The organism is Streptomyces sp. NPDC048506, from assembly GCF_040651315.1.
GTDB lineage: Bacteria > Actinomycetota > Actinomycetes > Streptomycetales > Streptomycetaceae > Streptomyces.
In genome coordinates this window covers 59,689-85,440 of record NZ_JBEZIX010000025.1, presented here as the reverse complement: position 1 = coordinate 85,440, position 25,752 = coordinate 59,689, and the positions used below count along the sequence as shown (strand labels likewise).

21 protein-coding genes are annotated in these 25,752 nt (G+C 70.9%); 10 read left to right on the top strand and 11 right to left on the bottom strand.

Translation table 11 applies throughout. The features are described from left to right. The first annotated feature begins 10 nt into the window (after positions 1-10). Complete coding sequence (locus AB0C96_RS21410) at positions 11-649, top strand: DedA family protein (protein ID WP_362919259.1); 639 nt, start codon at positions 11-13, stop codon at positions 647-649. On the opposite strand, the gene AB0C96_RS21405 is transcribed toward AB0C96_RS21410, so the two are convergent. The 3 genes from AB0C96_RS21405 to AB0C96_RS21395 are packed head-to-tail and all read right to left on the bottom strand — an operon-like array spanning position 612 to position 5,185. Then, positions 612-1,433, bottom strand: a complete 822-nt coding sequence (locus tag AB0C96_RS21405; RefSeq protein WP_362919258.1) for an HAD family hydrolase — start codon at positions 1,431-1,433, stop codon at positions 612-614. The genes AB0C96_RS21410 and AB0C96_RS21405 overlap by 38 nt on opposite strands. Further along, positions 1,433-3,997, bottom strand: a complete 2,565-nt coding sequence (locus tag AB0C96_RS21400; RefSeq protein ID WP_362919257.1) for a phosphoribosyltransferase — start codon at positions 3,995-3,997, stop codon at positions 1,433-1,435. The genes AB0C96_RS21405 and AB0C96_RS21400 overlap by 1 nt, the downstream gene beginning before the upstream one ends. 15 nt (positions 3,998-4,012) lie before the next feature. After that, positions 4,013-5,185 (bottom strand): HpcH/HpaI aldolase/citrate lyase family protein, encoded by a 1,173-nt coding sequence (locus tag AB0C96_RS21395; RefSeq protein ID WP_362919256.1) that lies wholly within the window; start codon positions 5,183-5,185, stop codon positions 4,013-4,015. A 217-nt stretch (positions 5,186-5,402) separates the two neighbouring features. Between AB0C96_RS21395 and AB0C96_RS21390 the strand changes: the two genes are divergently transcribed. Continuing rightward, a complete protein-coding gene (locus tag AB0C96_RS21390) occupies positions 5,403-6,593 on the top strand; it encodes a TerD family protein (RefSeq protein ID WP_362919255.1) in 1,191 nt (396 codons plus the stop codon). Between the two features lie 82 nt (positions 6,594-6,675). On the opposite strand, the gene AB0C96_RS21385 is transcribed toward AB0C96_RS21390, so the two are convergent. The 6 genes from AB0C96_RS21385 to AB0C96_RS21360 all read right to left on the bottom strand — a co-directional run bounded on the left by AB0C96_RS21385 (position 6,676) and on the right by AB0C96_RS21360 (position 11,258). Further along, positions 6,676-7,419, bottom strand: a complete 744-nt coding sequence (locus AB0C96_RS21385) for a Tellurium resistance (RefSeq protein WP_362919254.1) — start codon at positions 7,417-7,419, stop codon at positions 6,676-6,678. Positions 7,420-7,517: 98 nt separating this feature from the next. Then, on the bottom strand, positions 7,518-8,648 hold the full coding sequence (locus tag AB0C96_RS21380) for a DUF475 domain-containing protein (RefSeq protein WP_362919253.1): 1,131 nt from the start codon (positions 8,646-8,648) through the stop codon (positions 7,518-7,520). A gap of 52 nt (positions 8,649-8,700) precedes the next feature. Further along, positions 8,701-9,276 carry a TerD family protein gene (locus AB0C96_RS21375; RefSeq protein WP_362919252.1) on the bottom strand — a complete coding sequence of 192 codons (576 nt, stop codon included), beginning with the start codon at positions 9,274-9,276 and terminating at the stop codon, positions 8,701-8,703. A gap of 190 nt (positions 9,277-9,466) precedes the next feature. Further along, complete coding sequence (locus AB0C96_RS21370) at positions 9,467-10,042, bottom strand: TerD family protein (RefSeq protein ID WP_362919251.1); 576 nt, start codon at positions 10,040-10,042, stop codon at positions 9,467-9,469. A gap of 169 nt (positions 10,043-10,211) precedes the next feature. After that, positions 10,212-10,670 carry a peroxiredoxin gene (locus tag AB0C96_RS21365; protein WP_362919250.1) on the bottom strand — a complete coding sequence of 153 codons (459 nt, stop codon included), beginning with the start codon at positions 10,668-10,670 and terminating at the stop codon, positions 10,212-10,214. Positions 10,671-10,817: 147 nt separating this feature from the next. Beyond that, positions 10,818-11,258 carry a DUF3052 domain-containing protein gene (locus AB0C96_RS21360; protein ID WP_362919249.1) on the bottom strand — a complete coding sequence of 147 codons (441 nt, stop codon included), beginning with the start codon at positions 11,256-11,258 and terminating at the stop codon, positions 10,818-10,820. Between the two features lie 517 nt (positions 11,259-11,775). Here AB0C96_RS21360 and aceE point away from each other — a divergent pair. Beyond that, positions 11,776-14,508, top strand: a complete 2,733-nt coding sequence (gene aceE / locus AB0C96_RS21355; protein WP_362919248.1) for a pyruvate dehydrogenase (acetyl-transferring), homodimeric type — start codon at positions 11,776-11,778, stop codon at positions 14,506-14,508. 80 nt (positions 14,509-14,588) lie between these two features. Here aceE and AB0C96_RS21350 read toward each other — a convergent pair whose 3' ends face one another. Together AB0C96_RS21350 and AB0C96_RS21345 are read right to left on the bottom strand one after the other, a co-directional pair. Further along, positions 14,589-15,002 carry a peptidase inhibitor family I36 protein gene (locus AB0C96_RS21350; RefSeq protein WP_362919247.1) on the bottom strand — a complete coding sequence of 138 codons (414 nt, stop codon included), beginning with the start codon at positions 15,000-15,002 and terminating at the stop codon, positions 14,589-14,591. 520 nt (positions 15,003-15,522) lie between these two features. Then, complete coding sequence (locus AB0C96_RS21345) at positions 15,523-17,124, bottom strand: MFS transporter (RefSeq protein WP_362919246.1); 1,602 nt, start codon at positions 17,122-17,124, stop codon at positions 15,523-15,525. 125 nt (positions 17,125-17,249) lie between these two features. Between AB0C96_RS21345 and AB0C96_RS21340 the strand changes: the two genes are divergently transcribed. The 7 genes from AB0C96_RS21340 (at position 17,250) to AB0C96_RS21310 (ending at position 25,518) form a co-directional block, all read left to right on the top strand. Then, a complete protein-coding gene (locus tag AB0C96_RS21340) occupies positions 17,250-17,909 on the top strand; it encodes a TetR/AcrR family transcriptional regulator (protein WP_362919245.1) in 660 nt (219 codons plus the stop codon). Positions 17,910-18,234: 325 nt separating this feature from the next. Further along, a complete protein-coding gene (locus AB0C96_RS21335; RefSeq protein ID WP_362919244.1) occupies positions 18,235-19,452 on the top strand; it encodes an alpha/beta hydrolase in 1,218 nt (405 codons plus the stop codon). A gap of 231 nt (positions 19,453-19,683) precedes the next feature. Beyond that, positions 19,684-20,562: a DUF4429 domain-containing protein gene (locus AB0C96_RS21330; RefSeq protein ID WP_362919243.1), complete on the top strand. Its 879-nt coding sequence runs from the start codon at positions 19,684-19,686 to the stop codon at positions 20,560-20,562. A 115-nt stretch (positions 20,563-20,677) separates the two neighbouring features. Next, a complete protein-coding gene (locus AB0C96_RS21325) occupies positions 20,678-22,072 on the top strand; it encodes a sensor histidine kinase (protein ID WP_362919242.1) in 1,395 nt (464 codons plus the stop codon). Next, on the top strand, positions 22,069-22,749 hold the full coding sequence (locus tag AB0C96_RS21320; protein ID WP_362919241.1) for a response regulator transcription factor: 681 nt from the start codon (positions 22,069-22,071) through the stop codon (positions 22,747-22,749). Before AB0C96_RS21325 ends, AB0C96_RS21320 begins: the two co-directional genes overlap by 4 nt. A gap of 191 nt (positions 22,750-22,940) precedes the next feature. Then, positions 22,941-24,107: an alpha/beta hydrolase gene (locus AB0C96_RS21315; protein WP_362919240.1), complete on the top strand. Its 1,167-nt coding sequence runs from the start codon at positions 22,941-22,943 to the stop codon at positions 24,105-24,107. 172 nt (positions 24,108-24,279) lie between these two features. Next, positions 24,280-25,518: an acyltransferase family protein gene (locus AB0C96_RS21310; RefSeq protein WP_362919239.1), complete on the top strand. Its 1,239-nt coding sequence runs from the start codon at positions 24,280-24,282 to the stop codon at positions 25,516-25,518. The last annotated feature ends 234 nt before the right edge of the window (positions 25,519-25,752 follow it).

The window sequence follows — 25,752 nt, the reverse complement described above, 5'->3', positions numbered from 1 at the left end:
CGTTGAAAACATGATCGAGAGCATCGGACACACCGCACCCGGCTGGATCACCGACCTCATGGACGCGCTCGGCGCGCCCGGCGCGGGTCTGGCGATCGCCGCAGAGAATCTCTTCCCACCCTTGCCGAGCGAGGTGATCCTGCCACTGGCGGGTTTCGCGGCCGGCCGCGGCAGTATGTATCTGCCGTCCGCGCTGGCGTGGACGACCCTCGGCTCGGTGGCCGGCGCCCTGGCGCTGTACGGCGTGGGCGCGCTGCTCGGGCGAGAGCGCACGATCGCCGTCGCCGCGAAGCTGCCGCTGGTCAAGGTCTCCGATATCGAGAAGACAGAGCGCTGGTTCCAGCGGCACGGCACGAAGGCGGTCTTCTTCGGCCGGATGATTCCCCTCTTCCGCAGCCTGGTGTCGATACCCGCCGGCATCGAGCGCATGCCGATACCGGTCTTCCTCGTCCTGACCACCCTCGGCAGCCTGATCTGGAACACGATCTTCGTCATCGCCGGCTACCTGCTCGGCGAGCAGTGGGAGGAGGTGACCGGCTTTGTCGACGTCTATTCCAACGCGGTCCTGGCGGCAGCCGCGCTGTCCGTGGCGACCTTCGTGGCCGTCCGGGTCAGCCGGCGCGGCCCGGGGGTGCGGCGGCGCGGATGAAGGCCCGTACGATCTCCTCGCCCGCGGCGGCGCCCCGCTCGTCGAGGGCGGTGACGTGCGGAGCCTGCCAGCCGGAGTCCGCCAGTTCGCCGTGTCCGGGTCGCCATCCGCGGTCAGCGGCCAGCAGCAGATCGGCGTCCAGCAGCGAGTCTCCGGCCGCGAGGACCTCGGTCGCCCCGGTACGGCGCGCGACCTCGGCCACGGCCGCGCTCTTGGTCAGCGGCTGCGGTACGGCATAGATCTTGCGGCCCTGCAAGGAGACGGTCCAGCCGCGTTCCTCCGCCCAGCCGGTGAGGTCCTTCACCCAGGTGTCGGGCAGCAGCGGACGCTCGACGACGAGATACGCGAAGAGGTCCTCGGCGGCCCGCTCCTTGCGCAGCCAGCTCGGGTCGGCGGTGCGGACGAGGTGGGTGCGCACCTCCTCCAGGGGCGCGCACTGTGTGGCGATCCGCTCGGTGACCGTGCGCTGCCAGTCGGGGTCCGACTCGCCGTGTACGAGCAGATGGCCGCCGTTGGCGCAGATCGCGAACTCCGGTGCCGGTCCGGGGAGGTGGATGCGCCGGTACTGCTCGCGGGTGCGGGTGGTGGTGGGCACGAAGGTGGTGCTGCCGGCCAGATCGGCGAGCAGTTCGGCGGCCGCCTCCGTCATATACGACAGCGGCTGGTGTTCGTAGGTCTCGACGCACAGCAGGCGCGGGGCCTCGGCGTCGGGCATGGCGAGGCTCAGCGCGGCGGCCGAATAGATCAGGGTGCGATCGAGATCGCTGGCGACGATCGTGCTCATCAGGAGGCCACCGCCTTGCCGTCAGTACCCGTAGCCCCGCGAGTGAAGCGGGGATGAATCAACCCGACACAGGTATAGGGCAGTTCGTCGACCTCTTCGACGGGCACGCCCCGTTGTTCAGCCAGGAGGCGCACATGATCGAGATCGGCCCCGGCGTCCTGCCGGGCCAGGATCTTCCAGGGGACCCGGCGCAGCAGTACGCGCGTGGTCTCGCCGACACCGGGCTTCACGAGATTGACGTCGTGGATGCCGTACTCCTCACTGATCCGCTCGACGGCCGCCCAGCCCGCCCACGTGGGGGACCGGTCGCTGGCGGCCAGCTCCTTCACCTCCGCCGCGACCTCCTCGGCCACGTCGTCGAAGCGCGCACTGACGGCGTCCAGGAACGCCCGCGACACGTCGGCGGCCGCCAGGTCGCGGTAGAACTTGGCGCCGTGGAAGTCGTCCGGGCCCACGAGGTCGTCGCGCAGGACGGTGCGCGATATGAGGCCGGAGACAGTGGAGTTGAGGCAGGCGGACGGGATGAGGAAGTCGTCGCGGGTGCCGTAGGTCTCGACGCAGCCGCCGGGGTCGGCGAGCACGGCGATCCGCGGGTCGAAGCCCGGGAAGTCCACCAGGGCCCGGGCGAGTTCGCGGGTGATGGCGCCCTTGCCGGTCCAGCCGTCCACGAACACCACGTCCGCCGGATCGTGGTGGGCGGCCAGCCAGCGGAGCGCGGTGGTGTCGATCCCCCGGCCACGGACGATCGAGACCGCGTAGTGCGGCAGGTCCAGGCCGTGCGCATGCCGCGCCCAGCGGCGCATCAGCACTCCCACAGGGGTACCGGCCCGCGCCAGCGACACCAGCACGGGGCGCCGAAGGGGGTCCCCCCGGCGCTCTCCACGCTGGGGACGTTCGGCGAGCACGGTCTCGGTGACCGTCCCGACGGCGCGCGCGATCCGTCTCGCGGAGGTCCGCAGCGCGCTGTGAAAGAGCGCCTGGTACTGCTCGCTCGGCTGGTACTCGACCGGCAGCGACTCGGCGTAGTGGGCGCCGCCGCTCTGAATCGCCTCTTCGCGCTCCTCGGTGGGCGCTTCCAGGGTGATGTCGGAGAGGTCCTGCAACAGCCAACCGACCTCGTCGGCGTCGTAGGAGGAGAAGGCGGGGCCGCGCAGCGGCTCGGGGAGGGGCATGGATCGGGCCTGGGGTTGCGGGGCGTAGGAGGGTATGACGGCGAGCAGCAGCCGGTCGGTGTGCTCGGCGAGGCGGTCCAGCAGCCCGCCGGACGCGTGCAGTTCGGGGTGGTCGCCGTGCGAGTCCACGACGGCGACGATGGCGTCGAAGCGGTGCCCTGGGTCGGTGCCGGCCGCGACGTTGTAGGCGTAGCGCTCCCCCGGCCCGTCGGCGGGCCGGTCGTGGGCGGGGAAGGACAGCCGGGTGCGGATGGCGTAACCGGGGTCGTCCACGGCGAGCACCGGCGAGCGGGTGGTGGTCGAGAAGTAGACGCCCGGACCTGCGGTGGTGGCGGGCCGCTCATCGGTGCGCGACGTGGCGGCAGCGCCCGTCCCCTCGCTCACCAGGGCGTCCAGGGCCTCGGCCAGCCGCAGCGGTGCGTACATCAACTCCTCGTTGCCGAGGACGAGGATGCGGCGGGCGCCGTCCAGCTGCTGCACGAGCCGGGTCGCCATACCGGGCAGGGCGGCCTCCAGGCGGTCGCGGTGGTCCGGTGTAAAGCCGTGCCGCCCGCCGTCGGGCAGCCCGGCCGGCCAGTCGAGGTCGACGCGTACGGCCGCCGCGCGGCGGGCGGCGGATCCGGACGCGCCGCCCGGTTCGGCCGCCGGCCCCCGGCCGGCCGCGGTCTCGTGCTCGGCGACGAGTCGCCGGCCACGATCCAGGACGTCCTCAGGCAGCCGTACGCCGCCCGAGGTCAGTGCCACCAGGTCGACGCGGGCGCCCAGTTCCGCCGCGAACTTCTCCAGCCGGCTGCGGTCCGTGTCGGAGCGCATGTCGACGAGGGCGACGACGACGTATCGCTCGCGCGGGAAGCGGGCGTGCAGCGCCTTGATGGTGTTCAGGACGGTCCGGCCGGTGGAGAACTCGTCGTCGACGAGGACCAACGGGCCGTCACCGGCGAGGAGTTCGTCGTCCTCGGGGAGCAGCAGGTGCGAGGTGGCATGGCTGTGCTCCTCCTCGAAGCCACCGACCTGCGCCACGCCGTCGACCGGGCGACGGGTGGAGTGCAGATAGGGCGCGAGCGCCAGGCCGTCGGCCACCGAGTGGCCCAGGCCGGTGGCGGTCTCGGCGTATCCCAGGACGACGGAGCGGGCGGCGGCGTCCTCGCCCAGCAGCTCCCGCACCCGGTGCCCCAGCCGGAAGCCGGCGCCGTGGACCACTCCGGGTCGCTGTGGCACGTGCTTGCCCAGCACGTTGGACACGAGCAGATGGGCCCGCTTCGGGTTGCGTCGCAGCGCCAGCCCCAGCAGCTCCGGCAACTCGTCCCCACCGCTCAGCGAGACCCCGAGCCGGCCGGCGACCCACTCTCCCGTCCACACCACGCGTTCCGTCTCCTCCGTCGTACCGTTCATATCTCTCGCCGCGGCTCAGCTCTGCGGCAGGCTCGCCGCCAGCAGCTCCACGAAGCCGATGCCCTCCCGGGCGACTCCGAACGCCTCCGCGCGCAGCAGGGTCCGCTCGGCCCAGGCGCGGTGCGGCTTCACCTCGTTCATCTTGTTCGTATAGGCGGAGCGCAGCACACCGCCATCGCATCGTTCCGGCCGCAGGATGTCCACGGCGTCGCTGTACTCCTCGTGGCTGACCACCGAGAGGGCGTGCACCGGCGCGACGTGCGAGGGATGGATGCAGGTCTTGCCCTGGAGTCCGTTGGCGCGGTCCAGTTCGATCTCGCGCAGCAGGCCGTCCATGTCGTGCTCGATCAGCGCTGTACGCAATTCCTCGGCGCGCCCCAGGAACGGGCTGCGCCGCAACTGTGGCTTGAACATGCGCTCGTGCAGCCGGAAGTACTCCCAGACCGGGCCGGTGACCGTGAAGCCGGTGCCGTCGGCCCGGCCCAGCACGTTCACCACGTCGGCGATCACGGAGGCGACGATCTGGACGTCGTAGGCGGTCATGTCGGGTGCTCTGCGCAGCCCGTAGGCGGAGCAGAAGTCCGTGACGCCGAGCCGCAGCGCCAGGACCCGGTCCCGGTATGCGTCGACGGTCCGGGCAATGCCCCGCAGGGTCTCGCAGCGGCTCTCCAGATGCAGCAGTCGCGGGGACTCCAGCACCGGCATCGCGAACAGCCGTCGGCCGCAGGCGTCCTCCGCCGCGGCCAGCGCCTCAAGGAACGGGATCCCGCGCTCCCGGGTGAACTTCGGAAGCACGAAGCCGGACAGCCTGCGCACCGCCGGCCCGATACGGCGTACCAGATCGGGTATCTGGCCGGGGGCACGGACGCGGATGAACAGCAGCGGGAGGTCCGCGCCGGCGTCGGCCGCCTCGTCGAGCAGGCCCAGTTGGCGGACGAGGTTGTCCTCGCCGGCCTCGACGTCCCCGTCCCCTATGGCGTCTTCCAGACACAACACCATCGACATCACGCCACGTCCGGCCTGCTTGAGGACATCGTCGGCCAGCCGGGGGCGGGTGGCCGGGCTGTAGAGCGTGGCACCGAGGGCAACCGCGAGCGTGCGGGCCGGAGAGTCGGCGGTGAACTCCACCGGCTCCTGGTGGAACAGTGTCTTCCGGATGTCGGGCGAAAGGTGCCCAAAATGACGCATATGACTCCCCGTGTACATGCGGGACCCGGGCACCCCCGCTGCGTCTCGCTGTCTGGATCCAGCCGGTAATCGTACGTGTGTGGGGGTGTGGTTAGTTCCCGCGTGCGTGAAAATCACGTAACCCGTGTGAGGCGTACAGGTATCCGTGAGCACGCACCATGCGCGGTTCGCGGCCCCCGCGTTGTCCCTCCGACCTCAGGGAAGGCAGGATTGCGGCATGACGCACGCGATGCTGAAAGGGTCGAACGTACCCCTAGAGGCCACGGCTGTCCGGGCCGTCCTGCGCTGGACCCCCGGCGCCGGTGTCCCCGATGTCGACGCCTCGGCCCTCCTGGTGGGGCCCGAGGGACGCGTGCGCTCCGATGAGGACTTCGTCTTCTACAACCAGCCACGGCACCCGAGTGGCCTGGTCCGCCATCTGCCCAAGACCCGGGTCGGTGACGGCCTGACCGACACCATCGAGGCGGACCTGGCCACGCTGGACCCGTCTGTCGACCGGGTGGTGCTGGCCGCCTCGTCGGATGGCGGCCCCTTCGCGGGCGTAGCGGATCTGCGGGTTCTGCTGTACGACGCGGTGGAGAGCGAGGGCGAGCCGATTGCGGTCTTCGACGTAGCGCCGGAGACCGGCGATGAGACGGCCCTGATCTGCGGGGAGCTGTACCGCCGCGCCACGGGCTGGAAGTTCCGCGCCCTGGGACAGGGGTACGAGAGCGGTCTGGTCGGCCTGGCGACCGAGTTCGGGATCTCGGTGGAGGAGAACGACGCGATCGCCGACGACGGCTCCACCCCGGCCGCCGCCTCGCAGGCCCCGGCGGCCTCGCAGGCCCCGGCGGCCTCACAGGCCCCGGCGCCGGCCCCCGGCTCGGAGCCCACGGAGGCCATGCCCGCGCCCGCGCAGAGCGAGCCGGCGGCCGCCGGTCCGTCCGACGCGCCCTCCGGGCCCACCCCGGTCACCCCCACCACCCCGCCGCCGAGCCCCTGGCCGGAAGAGGCCTCGGGCCCGCCGTCCGCGGCCGACCCGCAGCCCCCTCGGACAGCGGACCCGGACGCCGTCACGCAGCACGTATCGGACGCGATGCCGGAGCCGCTCTCGGCGGCGCCACTGCCGTCCGCCGCCGCAACGCCCCCGGCGCCCCTGGTGCCACCGGCTCCGATGCCCACCAGTGGGGGCTACGGCTATCCGCCCAACGTTCCGCCACCGCCCGCGCAGCCCCCGGCCCAGCCCGCCTACGGCTACCCGGGACCGCCACCCCAGTACCAACCCCAGCAGCCGCCCGGGTACGGCTACCCGCCGTACCAGCCGCATCCGACCACCGCGGGGTACGGGTATCCGACGCATCAGCAGTCCTTCGTGCCGGATCCGTCCTTCGTCCTGCCGCCCCAGGGCCCTCAGTTCCAGCGCCGTTGAGGGTGGTCGCCACCCCCCGAGCGGCCGGGCGCGCCGGTTCGACGCGGCGCGCCCGGCCGGGGAGGCGGCTCACACCGGCGCCTCACACCTTCGACTTGTAGCCCCGGCCCCATTGCAGGCCCCAGCCGTACAGCCGGTCCAGCTCCGCCTGGAAGCCGTAGACGTACTTCACCTCGCGGCGCACGGCCAGCTCGCCCTTGGTGTTCTCCAGCATGAAGACAGCGCAGGAACGGGCCTGTGGCGCCCGTTCGTCCAGCTTGACCTCCACCCGCGGACCGGAGCTCGGGTAGAGCGTCACCACCGCGTGCGTGCGGTCGAAGGCGGGTGTGCCGTCATAGATGTAGACGAAGATCAGCAGCCGCTTGATCTCCTCGCGGTGGTCCAGGTTGATGTAGAGCGTCTCGCCCGTCCCGGAACCGAACCGGTCGTCGCCACTGAGCTTGACGAAGGGCGGGCCGTTGAGGTCGCCCAGGAAGTCGCCCAGCGGCTGCACCACGCCCTTGGTGCCGTCATTGAGTTCGTACATGCAGGCCAGGTCCAGGTCCACGTTGACCACGGCCGGCCCTTGCGCCTGGACGACCTCGGGCTTGAACAGCTTGCCCGGGTGCCGCAGCAGGCTTCCCCTGTTCTGTCCGCCCCGTTCGTACAGGTCCGAGGTCCTCATCTGCCAGTGCAGGTTGACCCGCAGATGTCCGGTGGCCGCGCCCTGCTTGGTCAGTGAGACCACCGGATGCCGCTTCGTCAGCTCGACGACGTACGAAGCTCCCCCGCTGTCGAAGTCAAACTTCTGGGCGCCACCGCGCCACAGATTCCCCAGAAATGACACTTTTCCCACCCCCTTGTTCGGCCCCAATCACTGCGGGGCGGCCCGAGGTCTGCACCTCAAAGCCGCCCCGCTGAGAGCGTTCCTCAATCAGCGCCGCGTCACACTCCGGAGGTGACTTCCGACTTGGCTCCCGCCGGGTCCCCCGGCGTGCCCTCGCGCCGGTTACGGATCACCGACGAGGCGAAGGAGAGACCGATCAGCACGACGCCGACCAGGCCGGTGATGACCTCGCTGATCTCGTACTTGATCGTGATGAGCAGGATGACGGCCAGCGCGCCGATCGCGTAGTGCGCGCCGTGCTCCAGGTAGACGTAGTCCTCCAGGGTGCCCTTGCGGACCAGGAAGACGGTCAGGGAGCGGATGTACATCGCGCCGATGCCCAGACCCAGCGCCATCATGAAGATGTCGTTGGTGATCGCGAAGGCGCCGATGACCCCGTCGAAGGAGAAGGACGCGTCGATGACCTCCAGGTAGAGGAACATGAAGAACGCGGCCTTGCCGGCCAGCCCCAGCGCCGCGCCGGTGCCCTGCGTCGTCGGCTGCGCCGAGGCTTCGTCGCCGTCGCCGTCCTCGTCGTCCTCCAGCTTGCCCTCGAAGTAGCCGGAGATACCGCCGACGACGAGGTACGTGATGAGGCCCGCAACGCCGGACAACAGGACCGTGGCGGTCTTGTCACCGCCGCCGTGCGCGACGTCGGTGGCCACCGTCATCGCGGTCACCAGCAGGGCGACCAGCGCGATGATGACGGACAGCATGTCGAGCTTGCCCATCTTGGCCATGGGCTTCTCGATCCAGGACAGCCACTTGTAGTCGCGCTCCTCGAAGATGAAGTCGAGGAAGATCATCAACAGGAACATCCCGCCGAAAGCCGCGATGGCCGGGTGGGCGCTGGTGACCAGTTCCTGGTAGTGCGCCTTGTCGTTGATGGCGAGCTTGACCGCCTCGATCGGGCCCAGTTTCGCGGTGATCGCGACGATGACGACCGGGAATACCAGTCGCATGCCGAATACCGCTACGAGGATGCCGACAGTGAGGAAGATCTTCTGCCAGAAGGCGTTCATCTTGCGCAGGATGCCTGCGTTGATCACGGCGTTGTCGAACGAGACCGAGATCTCCAGTACGGACAGGATCCCGACGATCGCGAGCCCCTGCCACCCCCAGAGCACGCCGGCCAAGGCGAGGCCGAGCACCGTGATGGCGAACGACCAGCCAAAGGTTTTCAGGAGCACTGCCTACCCAATCCCTCGCTGTGTGGGTCCCCCGCGCGCAGCGCGCGGCGCTTTACGAAACGTTGACCCCGAAGTCTAGAGCGATGCCCCGCAAGCCTGACGCGTACCCCTGGCCTACCGCCCTGAACTTCCATTCGCCGTTGTAGCGGTATACCTCGCCGAAGATCATTGCGGTTTCGCTCGATGCGTCCTCGCTGAGGTCGTAACGGGCGAGTTCGCTGCCGTCGGACTGATTGACGATGCGGATGAAGGCGTTGCTGACCTGGCCGAAGCTCTGTCCGCGCAGATCCGCCTCGTGGATCGAGACCGGAAAGACGATCTTGTCGACCTGCTCGGGCACCTGCGAGAGGTCCACCAGGATCGACTCGTCGTCGCCCTCCCCCTCACCGGTGAGGTTGTCTCCGGTGTGCTCGACGGAGCCCTCCGGGCTCTTGAGGTTGTTGTAGAAGACGAAGTACTCGTCCCCCAGCACCCGACCCGACCGGCACAGCAACGCGCTGGCGTCGAGGTCGAAGGGCGCTCCGGTCGTGGACCGCGCGTCCCAGCCGAGGCCGACCATGATCTGTGTGAGATTCGGAGCGGCCTTGGACAGGGAGACATTGCCCCCCTTGGCGAGCGTCACGCTCATCGTTCGCTTCCTCCCCGGTGTCGGTACGGGCCGTACCCGGGCGCGGCCCGCCTCCCTTCAAGCGCGTCCGGCGCCGCACTCCCCGGACGGGGCGTACGGCGCCGGACGCGGTCACTCTGCTGCACGGGCCGGCGCTTCGGCAGCGCCGCCCCCGACCTGACCTGGACGATCGGATCCCGGATCCGGTCGCTCAGACGTTGACGCCGAAGTCCTGCGCGATACCGCGCAGGCCCGAGGCGTAGCCCTGGCCGATGGCCCGGAACTTCCACTCCGCGCCGTTGCGGTACAGCTCGCCGAAGACCATGGCGGTCTCGGTCGAGGCGTCCTCGCTCAGGTCGTAGCGCGCCAGCTCCTTGTTGTCGGCCTGGTTGACCACGCGGATGAAGGCGTTGCGGACCTGGCCGAAGCTCTGCTGGCGGGTTTCGGCGTCGTAGATCGACACCGGGAAGACGATCTTGGCGACATCGGCCGGCACGCCGGCGAGGTTCACCTTGATCTGCTCGTCGTCGCCCTCGCCCTCACCGGTGATGTTGTCGCCGGTGTGCTCGACCGAACCGTCCGGGCTCTTCAGGTTGTTGAAGAACACGAAGTTCTGGTCGTTGGCGACCTTGCCCTGGTCGTTCGTCAGCAGGGCGCTGGCGTCCAGGTCGAAGTCCGTACCGGTGGTGGTACGCGCGTCCCAGCCCAGACCGACGACGACGGCGGTCAGATTGGGGGCTTCCTTCGTCAGCGAGACGTTGCCGCCCTTGCTGAGGCTGACTCCCACGAGTCCTCCCATAGATTCGAGGGGTACGTAAAGATTTGCGCCCCCATCGTGCATGGCATCGGATCAACGATTTGATCCTAGTGACCGGTTCCCACCGATTGCAGATATCGCACCTGGACGGCTGTGGATGTCGGCCAAGGGGATGCCGGCACGGCGGGGGCGCGCCGGCTCAGAGGGTTTCGAGGGCCTTGACGTACTCGTTCAGGTCGCGGGCGTCGGGCAGGCCGTTGACGACCGTCCAGCGCACCACGCCCTCCTTGTCGATGATGAAGGTGCCGCGCACCGCGCAGCCCTTCTCCTCGTCGAAGACGCCGTACGCCCGCGAGGCCTCGCCGTGCGGCCAGAAGTCCGACAGCAGCGGGTACTCCAGGCCCTCCTGCTCGGCGAAGACGCGCAGCGAGAACGGGGAGTCGTTGGAGACGGCCAGCAGCTGGACGTCGTCGTTGACGAACGTGGGCAGCTCGTCGCGGAGCGCGCACAGCTCGCCGGTGCACACGCCCGTGAAGGCGAAGGGGTAGAAGAGGAGGACGACGGACTTCTCGCCGCGGAAGTCGGAGAGCCTGACCAGCTCGCCGTGCTGGTTCTTCAGCTCGAAATCCGGAGCCTTCGTGCCGACCTCGATCGCCATGGGTGGGTCCCTTCCGCTCACGCTCAACAGAACGCGACCAACCCTACGCGCCGGGGTGGACGGCGGGGGAACCCGTACGGAACGGGGCCGAGCCCCCTCCGGAACAGGGCGGAGGGGGCTCGGTGGCGAACGTCCGGGCGGGGCGACTCAGCGCTTGCCGGACTTGGCCGCCTTGGGCGTGACCAGGCGGCTGCCGGTCCAGTCCTTGCCGGCGTTGATGCTCCGGGTCTGCGACAGGCCCGCGGTCTGCGCCGCTTCGTTGATGTCGCTGGGCTCGATGTAGCCGTCTCGGCCGGTCTTGGGCGTCATCAGCCAGATCTCGCCGCCCTCGTCGATCAGACCGATGGCATCCACCAGCGCGTCCGTGAGGTCGCCGTCGTCATCGCGGAACCACAGCAGCACGACGTCGGCCACATCGTCGTAGTCCTCGTCGACGAGATCCTGGCCGATCACGGTCTCAATGGCTTCGCGGAGATCCTGGTCGACGTCATCGTCGTAGCCGATCTCCTGGACCACCTGTCCGGGCTCGAACCCCAGCTTCGCTGCCGGGTTGGTCCGCTCCTCCGCGTGGTCCGCGGTCGCGCTCACGGATTGCCTCCTGTCATGTTTCGGTAATGCTCGGGGACCCCGCGCGTGCGCGGAGCATTGGGCGTAGTCCACACGGGCCGGGCGGATCGCGCAAGTACCCGGCGGTCCAGACCGCCGAAACGGTGACGTTTGGAGGCGTCTCGCCGCATCCGCGACCCCAACGGAACGCCCGCCAGTGATTCACACCACAGCGTTCTGTCGATTTTATGGGGTAATCGCGCGCGACTGGTCCCTTCGGGGGGTGGAGGGGGTCGTTCCGGATCTTGTCCGGGCGCCGCACGTCCGTACGCGAAGCACTTTCGACATGGGCGTATGGTTGCGATTTGGCCGACCTGAGAAATCGGCTTTCCCCGCGCCTATCTCTCAGCGGGTGGTTACCCATCGGTAGAGGTGACGTATCCCTGTGGCTCGGTACACGATGGAAGACGGCGCGACACCAAGGCAGAGACAGCATTCGTCCCGTGCGCAGCAGCAATAGCGAGCCGAGCACGTCACGACCCGAACACGAAGGAACAGCGTGGCTTCCGGATCCGATCGAAACCCGATCATCATTGGCGGCCTTCCCAGCCAGGTCCCGGACTTCGATCCCGAAGAGACCCGGGAATGGCTCGACTCGCTCGACGCGGCCATTGACGAGCGAGGCCGGGAACGTGCCCGCTACCTCATGCTCCGGCTGATCGAGCGAGCCCGCGAGAAGCGTGTGGCCGTGCCCGAGATGCGCAGCACGGACTACGTCAACACCATCGCGACCAAGGACGAGCCGTTCTTCCCGGGCAACGAGGAAATCGAACGCAAGATCCTCAATGCGACCCGCTGGAACGCGGCCGTCATGGTGTCCCGAGCCCAGCGCCCCGGCATCGGCGTCGGCGGCCACATCGCCACCTTCGCCTCCTCCGCCTCCCTCTACGACGTGGGCTTCAACCACTTCTTCCGGGGCAAGGACGGGGGCGACGGCGGCGACCAGATCTTCTTCCAGGGCCACGCCTCGCCCGGTGTCTACGCCCGCGCCTTCCTCCTGGACCGACTGGACGAGGCCCAGCTCGACGCCTTCCGCCAGGAGAAGTCCAAGGCCCCCAACGGCCTGTCCAGCTACCCGCACCCGCGGCTGATGCCGGACTTCTGGGAGTTCCCCACCGTCTCGATGGGCCTCGGCCCGCTCGGCGCGATCTACCAGGCCCGGATGAACCGCTACATGGAGGCGCGCGGCATCGCCGACACCTCCGCGTCGCACGTCTGGGCGTTCCTGGGCGACGGCGAGATGGACGAGCCCGAGTCGCTCGGCCAGCTGTCCATCGCCGCCCGCGAGGGCCTGGACAACCTCACCTTCGTCGTCAACTGCAACCTCCAGCGCCTGGACGGCCCGGTCCGCGGTAACGGCAAGATCATGCAGGAGCTGGAGTCGCAGTTCCGCGGCGCCGGCTGGAACGTCATCAAGCTGGTGTGGGACCGCAGCTGGGACCCGCTGCTCGCGCAGGACCGCGACGGCATCCTGGTCAACAAGCTCAACACCACCCCCGACGGCCAGTTCCAGACGTACGCCACCGAGAGCGGCGCGTACATCCGCGAGCACTTCTTCGGCGACGACCACCGCCTGCGCGCGATGGTCGCGAACATGACCGACGACCAGATCCTGCACCTGGGCCGTGGCGGTCACGACCACAAGAAGATCTACGCGGCGTACGCGGCGGCCAAGGCGCACAAGGGCCAGCCGACCGTGATCCTCGCGCAGACCGTCAAGGGCTGGACGCTCGGTCCGAACTTCGAGGGCCGCAACGCGACCCACCAGATGAAGAAGCTGACGGTCGCGGACCTCAAGGGCTTCCGTGACCGGCTGCACCTGCCGATCCCGGACAAGGACCTGGAGGACGGCCTGCCGCCGTACTACCACCCGGGCCGCAACTCCCAAGAGATCCAGTACATGCACGACCGCCGCAAGGGGCTGGGCGGCTATGTGCCGACCCGTGTCGTGCGTGCCAAGCCGCTGCCGCTGCCGGACGACAAGGCGTACGCGAGTGCCAAGAAGGGTTCGGGACAGCAGAAGATCGCCACGACCATGGCGTTCGTCCGGATCCTGAAGGACCTCATGCGGGACAAGGAGATCGGCAAGCGGTTCGTGCCGATCGCGCCCGACGAGTACCGCACCTTCGGCATGGACGCGTTCTTCCCGTCGGCCAAGATCTACAACCCGCTGGGCCAGCAGTACGAGTCGGTGGACCGCGAACTGCTCCTGGCGTACAAGGAGTCGCCGACCGGCCAGATGCTGCACGACGGCATCACGGAGGCGGGCTGCACCGCCTCGCTGATCGCGGCGGGCTCCGCCTACGCCACGCACGGCGAGCCGCTGATCCCGGTCTACGTCTTCTACTCGATGTTCGGGTTCCAGCGCACCGGCGACCAGTTCTGGCAGATGGCCGACCAGCTCGCGCGTGGCTTCGTGCTCGGCGCGACCGCCGGCCGGACGACGCTGACCGGTGAGGGTCTTCAGCACGCCGACGGCCACTCCCAGCTGCTGGCGTCGACCAACCCGGCCTGTGTCGCCTACGACCCCGCGTACGGCTACGAGATCGCGCATATCGTCAAGGACGGTCTGCGGCGGATGTACGGCGAGAACGCCGAGGACATCTTCTACTACCTGACCGTCTACAACGAGCCGATCCAGCACCCCGCGGAGCCGGGCGACGTCGACGTCGAGGGCATCCTCAAGGGTCTGCACCGCGTCAAGCCCGGCGAGCAGGGCGAGCACGCCGCCCAGATCCTCGCCTCGGGCGTCGCGGTCCCGTGGGCGATCGAGGCCCAGCGGATCCTCGCGGACGAGTGGAACGTCAAGGCCGACGTCTGGTCGGCGACGTCCTGGAACGAGCTGCGCCGTGACGCGGTCGACGTCGAGGAGCACAACCTGCTCCACCCGGAGGAGGAGCAGCGCGTCCCGTACGTGACGCAGAAGCTCCAGGGCGCCGAGGGCCCGAAGATCGCGGTCTCGGACTGGATGCGTTCCGTCCCGGACCAGATCTCCCGCTGGGTCCCCGGCACGTACCAGTCGCTGGGCGCCGACGGCTTCGGCTTCGCGGACACCCGTGGCGCGGCCCGTCGCTTCTTCCACATCGACGCGCAGTCCATCGTCCTGAGCGTGCTCACCGAGCTCGCCAAGGAGGGCAAGGTCGACCGCTCGCTGCTGAAGCAGGCCATCGACCGCTACCAGCTCCTGGACGTCTCGGCCGCCGAGGCCGGGGAGGCCGGCGGCGACGCGTAACGCCGCCGCGGGCCGCACCGCCCGCTGAGGTACGACGCCCCCGACAGCGCCCTGCTGTCGGGGGCGTCGCGCGTCCGGCCTCATTGCTCCCAGACCTTGAACGCCCTTACCTGGTAGGGCGATTGGGGCACCCAGCTGCCGCCGCCGGGGTAGGTGTCGAACTCGCCGGTCTCGGCGCACTCCGCGCTCTGGTACGTGGTGACCGGCCGGCCGGTGCGATTGGCGAACGAGGCGGCGCTGCTGCCCTTGGGCAGCGGGATGCAGCTCTCGATGTCGATGTCGGAGAGCTCGTAGGTGCGCCGCCGGCCGCGGTAGTCGGGCGTCGGCCAGACGCACAGCTGGCCTGCCGCGCAAGCGGCCGAGGAAGCGCCGGCGCGGTGGGTGGTGGCCGCGTGCGCGGCCGGACTGCCGAAGGCGGGCGGGACGGCGAGCACCGCGGTGAGGGCGGCGAGGCCGGTGAGGAGCCCGGTGGTGTGGGACGTGCACAGACGCATAGGAATCTCTCCCCCGTGGAGTACGACGGTGGCGTGCCGCAGGGGCCGGTTGCCCGCTGCGGGTGCTTCGGCACCGAGCTTGGCGAGGGCGCGGAGCGATTGCCAAGGCCGTGGCCGCCCGGCCACCCGGATCAGGTATGTGGACGAGCGGGAGGGGGCGGAGCGGGGCGCCGGTGCACGGTGTTGACGGGTGAGGGGGAGGCCCGGGTGGGGCGCGGAACCGTTCCTCCCCGCGCCTGCCGAAGGATCCGTGCGCACCGGCGGCGCCGGGAGGGCCGCGCTCGGGGCGGTGGGTTCCCCGTGCGGGCTCATCCGAAGGAGGGATTCGGCTCGTCGGCGGGGCCCAACTGCCGCTGGGGTCACGGTGGATGGGCCGGACGGCGGCCCGGATCGGCCGGTTGACGCGCGGTGCGGGGAGCGGCAGCGAGAACGACGGCGCGCGGCCGGCCGAGCGGGTGCTCGGCCGGCCGCGCGCCGGGGGATGCGGGGGGGGCGCCCCGCGCCGTGCGAGAGACGCCGGTCAGATGTGGCCGACGCCGGCGCCGGCCTCCGCGTTGGCGCCACGCTTGGTGAAGACCGCGACGACGGCGGCGACGATCGCCACCCCGCAGGCCACCGTGAAGGCCAGGCCCATGCCGGACACGAAGGTGTCGTGGGCGACGGTGGTGATCTTCTGGGCGAACTCCGGCGGAGTGCCCTTCGGGATCGGGGCGATGCCGGCCGAGACGGCGTCGGACAGCTGGGACGCCTTCGCGGGCGGGACCGGCGGAAGGCCGGCCGACCGCCAGTTGCCCGGGAGGTCGTTGTCGACCCGGGAGGCCATCACGGCGCCGAGCACGGCCGTACCGAGGCTGCCGCCGACCTGCATCGCGGCCTGCTGGAGACCACCGGCGACACCCGAGAGCTCCAGCGGGGCGTTGCCGACGATGACCTCGGTGGCACCGACCATGACGGGCGCGAGGCCGAGGCCCAGCAGCGCGAACCACAGCGACATCGGGCCGGTGCCGGTGCCGGTGTCCAGGCCGGACATGCCGTACATGGCGACGGCGGTCAGGACCATGCCGGCGACCAGCGGGATCCGCGGGCCGAACTTGGTGATCAGAGCGCCGGCCAGCGGCGAGCCGACGATCATCATGCCGGTCAGCGGAAGGAGGTGGAGACCGCTGTCGACGGGCGTCATGCCGTGCACGTTCTGGAGGTAGAACGTCACGAAGAACAGGCCGCCCATGAAGGCGAAGGCCATCAGCACCATCAGGACCGTACCGGCCGTCAGCGGCAGCGAGCGGAACATCCGCAGCGGGATGAGCGGTTCGCGGACCTTGGTCTCCAGGACGGCGAACAGGACGAAGAGCACCACCGCGCCGATCAGGAAGCCCCAGGTCTTCATGTCGCCCCAGCCCCATTCCGACGCCTTGATCAGCGGCCAGATGAGGCAGAACATCGCTCCGGAGAGCAGCACGATGCCCGGGACGTCGAACGAGCGCGGGGCGTTCTCGGCGCGGTGGTCCTTGAGGATCACCAGACCCATGACCAGGGCCAGCACGCCGACCGGGACGTTGATGAAGAACACGGACTGCCAGTTGACGTGCTCCACCAGCAGTCCGCCGACTATCGGGCCGCCGGCGGTGGAGGCACCGATGACCATGCCCCAGATGCCGATGGCCATGTTGAGCTTCTCGGCGGGGAAGGTGGCGCGCAGCAGGCCCAGCGCAGCGGGCATCAGCAGCGCACCGAACAGGCCTTGCAGCACACGGAAGACGATGACCAGCGCGACCTCGTGGGAGAACCCGATGGCGCCGGAGGCGGCGGCGAAGCCGAGGATGCCGATGAGGAAGGTCTGGCGGTGGCCGAAGCGGTCACCGAGCTTGCCCGCCGTGATCAGCGACACGGCGAGGGCGAGCATATAGCCGTTGGTTATCCACTGGACATCGGCGAGCGAGGCGTCGAGTTCCTCCTTGATGGCCGGGTTGGCGATGGCGACGATCGTGCCGTCCAGGGCGACCATCATGACGCCGATGGCGACGGAGAACAGGGTCAGCCACGGATGGCCTCGCAGCCCCTTCGGGGGCTCCGGTACGGGACGTTCCGGCGCGGCGACGGCGACCGGGGTCTGAGAACTCATACGTCGAGGCTAATGTCAGCCACTGACAGTTGACAAAGCAATTCATGAGTCGGTAACTGTCATCTAGCTCACAGGTAATCTGAGCAGCGAGAACACCACCAGGAAGATCGGAAGGGCGGCGCAGGATGGCGACCCCGACGCCGCACACCCCACCCACGGGCGGCCTCCGCGAGCGCAAGAAGCAGCGCACCCGCGACGCCCTCATCCGTGCGGCACTGGAGCTGTTCACGGAGCAGGGGTACGACGCGACGACGGTCGACGAGATCGCGGAGGCGGTGGACGTCTCCCAGCGCACCTACTTCCGCTACTTCGCCAACAAGGAGGACGTCGCCTTCGCCGTCCAGGAGATGGTCGAGGCCCGCTTCCTGGAAGAGCTGGCCGCGCGGCCGGCGTCCGAGTCCCCGCTCACCGCGCTGCGCAGCGCGGTGATGACGGCGTGGGACGAGATCGGCAGCGCCATCGAGTCGGTGATCCCGGTGGAGCTGCACATGCGCTCGTACCGCATGATCGAGTCGACGCCCGCACTGATCGCCTCGCACCTGCGGCGCTCCTCCGAGCTGGAGGAGCAGATAGCGCGACTGATCGCCCGCCGCGAGGGACTGGACGTGGAGACCGATCCGCGGCCGCGGGTGCTGGTCGCCGCGTTCAGCGGGGTGATGCGGGTCGCGGGCAAGGTGTGGGGCGAGGGGCCGGAGTGCAGCGTGGACTCGATCCGCGAGCTGACCCAGTCCTACCTCGACCACATGGTCCCGGCGATCGACGACGACTGGCGGGGCCGGCACTGACCAGGGGCCGGCACTGACCAGGGGCCGGCCGGACCCTCCCTGCCGGGCCCTCCCCCGCCAGGCCTTCCCTCGTCGGTCGCAGCACCGACGGCCCGCGGCATCACCCGTCCCGACACCGCACTCGGCCGCGGCCTCCGGTAGCGACCCCCGGTGACGACCACCCGCCGCTGCGCAACCGATTAATCTCCCCATGAGACCGCTTCTGCACGACTGAGCGCGGCAAATCGACGGACTGTGTCCGGTTTGGTCGAAATACCCACCGTGAAACGTGATATCACTCACGGCCGGCACAGCCACCCTGTTACGTCTCCTAGGGTGGCTCGCGGTGAATTCCTTCTCGGGCCTCGGCCCCTCCTCCGGTTTCCTGCAGTCCACTGCCTGGCGTGCGGCGCTCGCCCTGGTAGTGGTGTTCGTGATGCTCGCCATGACGGGCTTCACGGCCATCAGAGGCACCAAGGAGGACGCCGACCCGCTGGCCACCGCCAGAACCTCCTGGAAGCACACCACCTTCCTCGGGCGCCCGCTGCCCGACCCCAAGGCCGCGCCGGCCGCCCTCCGGGCCTTCTTCGCCACCCTGAGCCGGGCCGAGCAGCAGCAGCTCGCCGCCCGCTATCCGCTGGTCGTCGGCAACATGGGCGGCGCACCCGTCCAACTCCGTTACCACGCCAACCGGATGGCGATCGACGACGCCCGCGCCGTCGAGAAGCGGCGGACGACCGACCACCGGCTCACGCCCGTCGGACGCCAGGAGGCGGGCCGGCTGATGCACCGCCTCGAATCGCTGATGAGCCCCGAGCGGCAGATCCTCGCGTTCGATCCGGCCGGCGGCGGCCGGGCCGCCGAGGTCTTCGGCAACCTCCCGGCGGCGGACCGGGTCTCCGTCGTGGTGCCCGGCGTGGACACCAACCTCACGACCTTCGAGCGCACCGCGCGGGCCACCACCGCCCCCGTCGGCATGGCCGGCGCCCTGTACCACGCCGAGCGGAAGGCGAGCCCGGACAGCCGCACCGCCGTGATCGCCTGGGCCGACTACACCTCGCCGTCCGGACTGGGCGTCGAGGCCGCCACCGGGCAGCTGGCCGAGGCCGGCGCGGTCCGGCTGCGCGCCCTGGTGGCGTCGCTGCCGTCCTCCGACACCGTCTCGCTGTTCTGCCACAGCTACGGGTCCGTGGTGTGTGGCGTCGCCGCCCGTCACCTGCCGTCCAACGTCGAGGACATCGCGGTGGCGGGCAGCCCCGGCATGCGGGCCGGCAGCGTCTCGGGCCTGGGTACGCACGCCCGGGTCTGGGCGATGCGGGACTCCGACGACTGGATCCAGGACGTGCCGTACCTGGAGGTCGGCGGGCTCGGCCACGGCGCCGACCCGGTCGATCCGTCCTTCGGATCGCGGATCCTGTCGGCCGACGGCGCCGTCGGACACGCCGGCTACTTCGCACCGGGGACCCGCAGCCTGCACAACTTCGCCCTGGTCGGGGTGGGCGCGACCAGCGCCGTGCAGTGCGCATCGGACGATCCGCAGTGCAGCACGGGCCTGGCCGCCTGACGGCCGGACCGTGGCACGACCAGCGGACCGCAGGCACGGCCCGGCGCCCGGGGACGGGCCGTGCCTGCGGGAACCGCGCACCGCGGCGCGGGCGTCAACGGGACATGGGCGCATGCGTCGCACCGGACCTGCGGGGCAGCACGGGCCGCGGGACACACCGGGTTTCGGCAGGCGCCCTCCAGGTGTCCGGAGGGGGGACGGGCGGGCAACCGCCCGCATACGATGAGCCACATGGGTGATGTGCTGGCCGGTTTTCACGCCGTCTGGGAGTTCGACACGGACTCCGTACTCATCCGCTTCGAACGGGGGATCCGCAGGCCGAAGCTGTTCCAGGCGCTCGGCGAGCGACGCATTCCGTACGAGGCGCTGAGATCGATCGAGGTGACCGAGGGCAGACGCGGCACGGTGGTGCTGCACGCCGTGCCCCGGCCGGGCGCCGATCCGCTGATGGAGGCGGCGAACGGCCAGCTCAAGGAGGACGCCGACCCGTACCGTCTGGTCCTGCCGGCCGACCGCGGAACGCTGGCCGAGTACTACGCCGACGAGCTGCGCACGGCACTGGGCCCAGTGGCGAAGGAGCCCGCCGAGCACCATCTGGTGGCCGCGCCGGAGCCGCCACTGCACTTCAAGGCGTACGACGGCAAGGCCTCCTTCGACGGCCGTTCGGTCGCCTTCCGCTGGTTCTGGACGGGCGCGTCGTCCGCGAAGTGGAAGTGCGGCGACCAGACCTTCACCGTCGGCGAGCTGGCCGGGGTCGAGTGGCGCTCGCCGGAGATCTTCAACGGCTATCTGCGGCTGCTGGAGCGCGGCGCGCGCGAGCCGGAGGCGGGCGAGGCCGACCAGGACCCGGCCGCCGTGGTGTTCGGGCTGGGGTACGGGCCGGTCCACGAATCGCTGCCGTTCGCCGCCTCGGTGCTTCAAGCCGTCCGCGCGGCGGGGACCGAGGAGGCACCGGAGGACGAGCCGGTGCGCCGCCGCACCGGGGACGCGCGCCGCGACCCGGCGGACATCGCGGACCGGATCCGGCACCTGGGCGAACTCCACGACGCGGGGCTGCTGACCGACGACGAGTTCAGCATGAAGAAGGCCGAGTTGCTGGCGGAGCTCTGACGGTTGTGCCGGATGACCCGGCACCGGCCGGCGGAGTTCATACCGTGGTACGGGGTGGGGCCCGCACCCTGGTATGACGCCGCGGCGGGCGGGCTCCGCTTACATTGGCTGGGCGATGAACGGATCACCTCCCACCCCCGCACAAACGCCACACGAGCCGGCCGGCGGCACCGCGCGCGGATCGGCCCGCACCCGGGCGCTGCGCGCCGTACGCCAAGGGCTGCGCATCCTCGCCGTCGAACTGGGCACCCCGACCGAACCCGGCACCCCGCTCTTCGGCACCGTCCACAGCCGCTGGCTCCGCCGGCTGCCGTACCTGGTCGCGTTCTGCTTCGCGGTCTCCCTGCTGCCGTCGACCGCGAACGTCCTCGGCAACGACTACGGCCTGAACGGCGGGCTGGTCGGGGCCCTGGCCACCGCGCAGACCGTGCCGCTGCTGCTGGCGGTGACCCGTCCGCTACAGGCCTGGTGGGTGATCTTCGCCGCGGACGTGCTCGGCGCCGTGGCGCTCATCAGCGCCGACGGCACCGCGGGCCGGGCCTGGCCCTGGACGCCCCCGGTGATCGTCGGCTACCTCGCGCTGATGTTGGCGCTGTCCCTACGGGAGCGCCGCCGCACCCTGATCGCCGTCTGGCTGACGACCGGCGCGGCGGGCGTCCTGCTGGAGCCGGCCGCACCCGACGGCAGCCAGAGCACCCTGGTGCTGATGTTCGTCCTCACCGGTGTGATGCTGCTGATGGGCGCCACGCTGCGCGAACGGGGCGACGCCCAGCGGAAGTTGATCGAGCAGGAGAACATCAGCGAGGCCGAACGGGCCCGCCGTACGCTGCTGGAGGAGCGCACCCGGATCGCCCGCGAGCTGCACGACGTCGTCGCCCACCACATGTCGGTGATCACCGTCCAGGCGGACAGCGCTCCGTACCGCATCAGCGGCATCCCCAAGGAGGCCGAGGACGAGTTCGGGGCCATCGCGGCGACCGCACGGGAGTCGCTGGCGGAGATGCGGCGACTGCTCGGGGTGCTGCGCAGCGAGGAGACCGAGCGGCACGGCGGCCCGGAGAAGGCCCCCCAGCCCGGGATCGGGATGCTGCCCAAGCTGGTCGAGGGCACGGTACGGGCCGGTGTGCCGGTCGAGTTGGTGCTGCCCGAGGAGCCGGTGGTGCCGGAGCCGGCGGTGGACCTGTCCGCGTACCGCATCGTCCAGGAGGCGCTCGCCAATGTGGTGCGGCACGCCCCGGGTGCGCAGACCCGGGTGTCGGTGACGACGGACGGTGCACGGCTGACGGTGCTGGTCGTCAACTCCGCGCCGCCCGCGCCGTCCGCGCCGCTGGAGGCCACCGGCACGGGCCACGGCCTGGTCGGTATGCGGGAGCGGGTGCGCCTGGTGGACGGCTCGCTCGACACCGGGCCGCTGCCCGACGGCGGTTTCCGGGTCGCCGCGCAACTGCCCCTCTCCCCACCGCCCTCCCCCGTGTCCCCTCTCTCAGCGAAGGAATCCGACTCGGTATGACCACCCGCGTGATCATCGTCGACGACCAGGCCATGGTGCGCGCGGGGTTCGCCGCGCTGCTCGCCGCACAGAGCGACATCGATGTGGTGGGCGATGCGCCCGACGGAGTGCAGGGTGTGGCGCTGAGCCGGCGCGCGCACCCCGACGTGGTGCTGATGGACGTCCGGATGCCGGAGATGGACGGACTGGAGGCGGCCCGGCAGCTGCTCGACCCACCGGCAGGTGTCACCCACCGTCCGAAGGTGCTGATGCTGACCACGTTCGACGTCGACGACTACGTCTACGAGGCGCTGCGAGCGGGCGCCTCCGGGTTCCTGCTGAAGGACGCGCCGCCGGCCGATCTGATCTCCGCGGTGCGGGTGGTGGCGGCCGGTGAGGCGCTGCTCGCACCGTCGGTGACCCGCCGGCTCATCGCGGACTTCGCCCGCCAGCGCCCGGCGCCCCGCAAGGACCGGGCCTCGCTGCGGCTGAACGGCCTCACCCCGCGGGAGACGGAGGTCCTGGAGCTGATCGCCCGCGGGCTGTCCAACCAGGAGATCGCCGAGGCGCTGATCCTCGCCGAGCAGACCGTGAAGACCCATATCGGCCGAGTGCTCGCCAAGTTGGAGCTGCGGGACCGCGCACAGGCCGTGATCTTCGCGTACGAGTCGGGGCTGGTGGCGCCCGGAGGGCGGTAGTCACCGCTCGCCCGCAGAACGGTGGCGACCGCCCCCTCCCTGCCGTGGCCCGCCCCTCCTCCTTGAGGACGAGGGGCGCTCCGCACCCCCTACCCCGGTATCACCCGGGAGTTGGCTCCGCGGTGTGACGCAGCGTCATACACCCTCTCCCTACGTTTCCCTCCGCCACACCAACGGGAGAGGGAGACACCATGTCCGTGCTGGGTACCGCGATCCGTCGCAGCAGGCGCACGCTCATCGGCGCCGCGCTCGCGGTGACCCTGGTCGCCGGGACCGGCGGCTGGGCGGCCGGGACCGCGCAGACCGCCGTCACCGGCCCCGCGCCCGGCGCCGCCGCCTGGCACGCCGACCGGTCGCTGGGGGTGCGGCCGCCGGACCCGGCGACCGCACGGCCGGCGGACCTGGCCCGCTTCTTCGGCTCGTTGACCGGCGCCCAGCGGCACGCCCTCGCCGTCCGGCACCCGCTCACCGTGGGCAACCTCGACGGCGCACCGGTCGCCCTGCGGTACGAGGCCAACTCCCGTGCGATCACGGCGGAACGGGACCGCCAGCTGGCCCGCGCCACCGACCCGGCCGGCACCCTGGAGGACCACCGGGAGGCCAGGAAGGCGGCCGACCGCTGTGCCGCGCTGCTCGCGCCCGGTCGCCACATCCTCGCCTTCGACCCGCGCGGTCGCGGTCAAGTGGCCGAGGTCTACGGTGATCTGACGACCGCACAGCACCTCGCGGTGGTCGTTCCCGGGTCGGACATCGACCTGGGCTCGTTCGACCGCGCCAGGGACCCGTACGGCACCCCGGCCGGGATGGCCAGGTCGCTGCGCGCCCAACTGGCGGCCGACGCGCCGGGGACCCGCACCGCGGTCATCGCCTGGGCCGGCTACACCACTCCGGTCGGCCTCGGTCCGGACGCCGCGACCGGCCGGCTCGCCGAGGCCGGTGCGCCGCGGCTGGCCCGTCTGCTGTCCGGGCTGACGGCCGTCGGTGCGCCGGCACCGGCCGTGCTGTGCCACAGCTACGGCTCGGTGGTCTGTGGGCTCGCGATACCGCAGGTGGGCCGCGGCGGCCTCGCCGACCTGATCGTCTTCGGTTCCCCGGGCATGCGGCGGGACAGTGTGGCGGAGCTGCACACCACGGCGCGGGTCTGGGCGGCGCGCGATGCGTCCGACTGGATCGGCGACGTCCCCAACGTCGAACTGCTGGGCCTGGGGCACGGCGCCGACCCCACCGACCCCGCCTTCGGCGCCCGCCGGGTCTCCGCCGAGCAGGCCGAGGGCCACACCGGCTACCTCGCCCCCGGTACGGACTCGCTCCGGAACTTCGCGGCCATCGTGCTGGGCCACTACAGCGACGTGCACTGACACCGCGCCGCACCGGCTGGGCCCGCACTCCGCGCCCACCGCTTCAAGGAAGCAGATCGCTTCACCGCAGCGGACCGCCTCGCGGCAGCAGACCGCCTCACCGCAGCGGACCGCCTCACCGCAGCGGACCGCTTCGAGAAACCACACCGCTTCGAGGACTCAAGGACGCCCCATGGACACCGCACTCCTCGCGCCCCTCAGAGGCGCGGCCCACAAGACCGTCCGCGCGATCGACGACCGCACGCCCGCCGACCGCGATCGGGCCATCGACGGGCTGCGCGCGCTGGCTCTGCTCGCCGTGCCCACCGGCCACTGGCTGCTGGGCGGCTTCACCCTCGACGGCGGCGGGGCGCTGCACAACGCCAGCCCGCTGACCGCCATCGGCGCCCTGGCGCCGGCCAGTTGGGTACTCCAGATGCTCGGCATCTTCTTCCTGGTCGGCGGCTATGCGTCGGCGCTGTCGTTCCGGCGCGCCATCGAGCGGGGCGGGTCGGCCGGTGCCTGGCTGCGCGGCCGGCTGATCCGACTGGGGCGCCCGGTGCTCGGCGTAACGGCCGTATGGGCGGCGCTGCTTCCCCTGCTGTACGGGCTCGGGGTGCCCGAGGCGACGCTGCGGACCGGGGCGACGCTGGTGATCCAGCCGCTGTGGTTCGTCGGGGTGTACGCGGGGATCACCGCGCTCACCCCGTACTGCGTCCGGGCGGCGCGGTGGTGGGGGGCGTGGGCGGCGGCGCCGCTGCTGGCGGCCGTGGCGGTGGTGGACTTCCTGCGCTACGGACCGTTCGCGGAGGCCATGCCGTCCTGGCTGAGCCTGCTCAACCTGCTGCCCGGCTGGATGTTCGGGTATCAGCTCGGGGTCTCCTGGGGCGAACGGCGGCTCGGCCGGCGCGCGGCGTGGGTGCTGCTCGGCGGCGGGGTCGCGCTGTTCGCGGCGCTGCTGGTGTTCTTCCACTACCCGGCGAGCATGGTGGGCGTGCCCGGTCAGGACCGTACGAACTCGCATCCGCCGTCGCTGCTGGTGCTGGCGCTGGCCGCGGCCCAGTCCGGCGCCGCGATCCTGCTCCGGGACCGGCTCGCCCGGCTGTTGCGGCGGCCCGCCCTGTGGGCACCGGTGGTGATCGTCAACCTGTCGGCGATGACGGTCCTGTGCTGGCACCAGACGGCGATGCTGTCGGTGGCCGTGCCGGCGTCGTTCCTGGGCCCGGTGGCCGGGCTGACGGTCGCGCCGGACACGCTCGGCTGGATCGCGGTGCGACTCGCCTGGCTGCCGCTGTTCGCCGTCGCGCTCGTGCTGATCAGCCGGAGCACCCGCCGCTTCGAGGCGCCCTGGACCGGCGTCACCCGGGCGCGCCGGGCCCTCGCGGCGGTCCTGGCCGCCGGGTTCGCACTGTTCGCGCTGGGGTTGGCGTAGGGGCGCCGGGTTCCGGGGCGGGGCTCGGGGCTGGGCGTGCGGGGTGGGTGTGGGGCCGGGCCTGGGGGCCGGGCCTGAGAGCCGGGCCTGGGGGCTCGGCCTGGGGGCCGGGCCTGAGGGGGGAGGCCGGGCCCTAGGGGTAGGGCGAACACTTCCCGTAGGGGGTGGATGGGCCCCCTCGGGGCCACAACCGGGCGCGGGCGGGAGGTATTCCCGCGCCCCCAACTGCCAGCC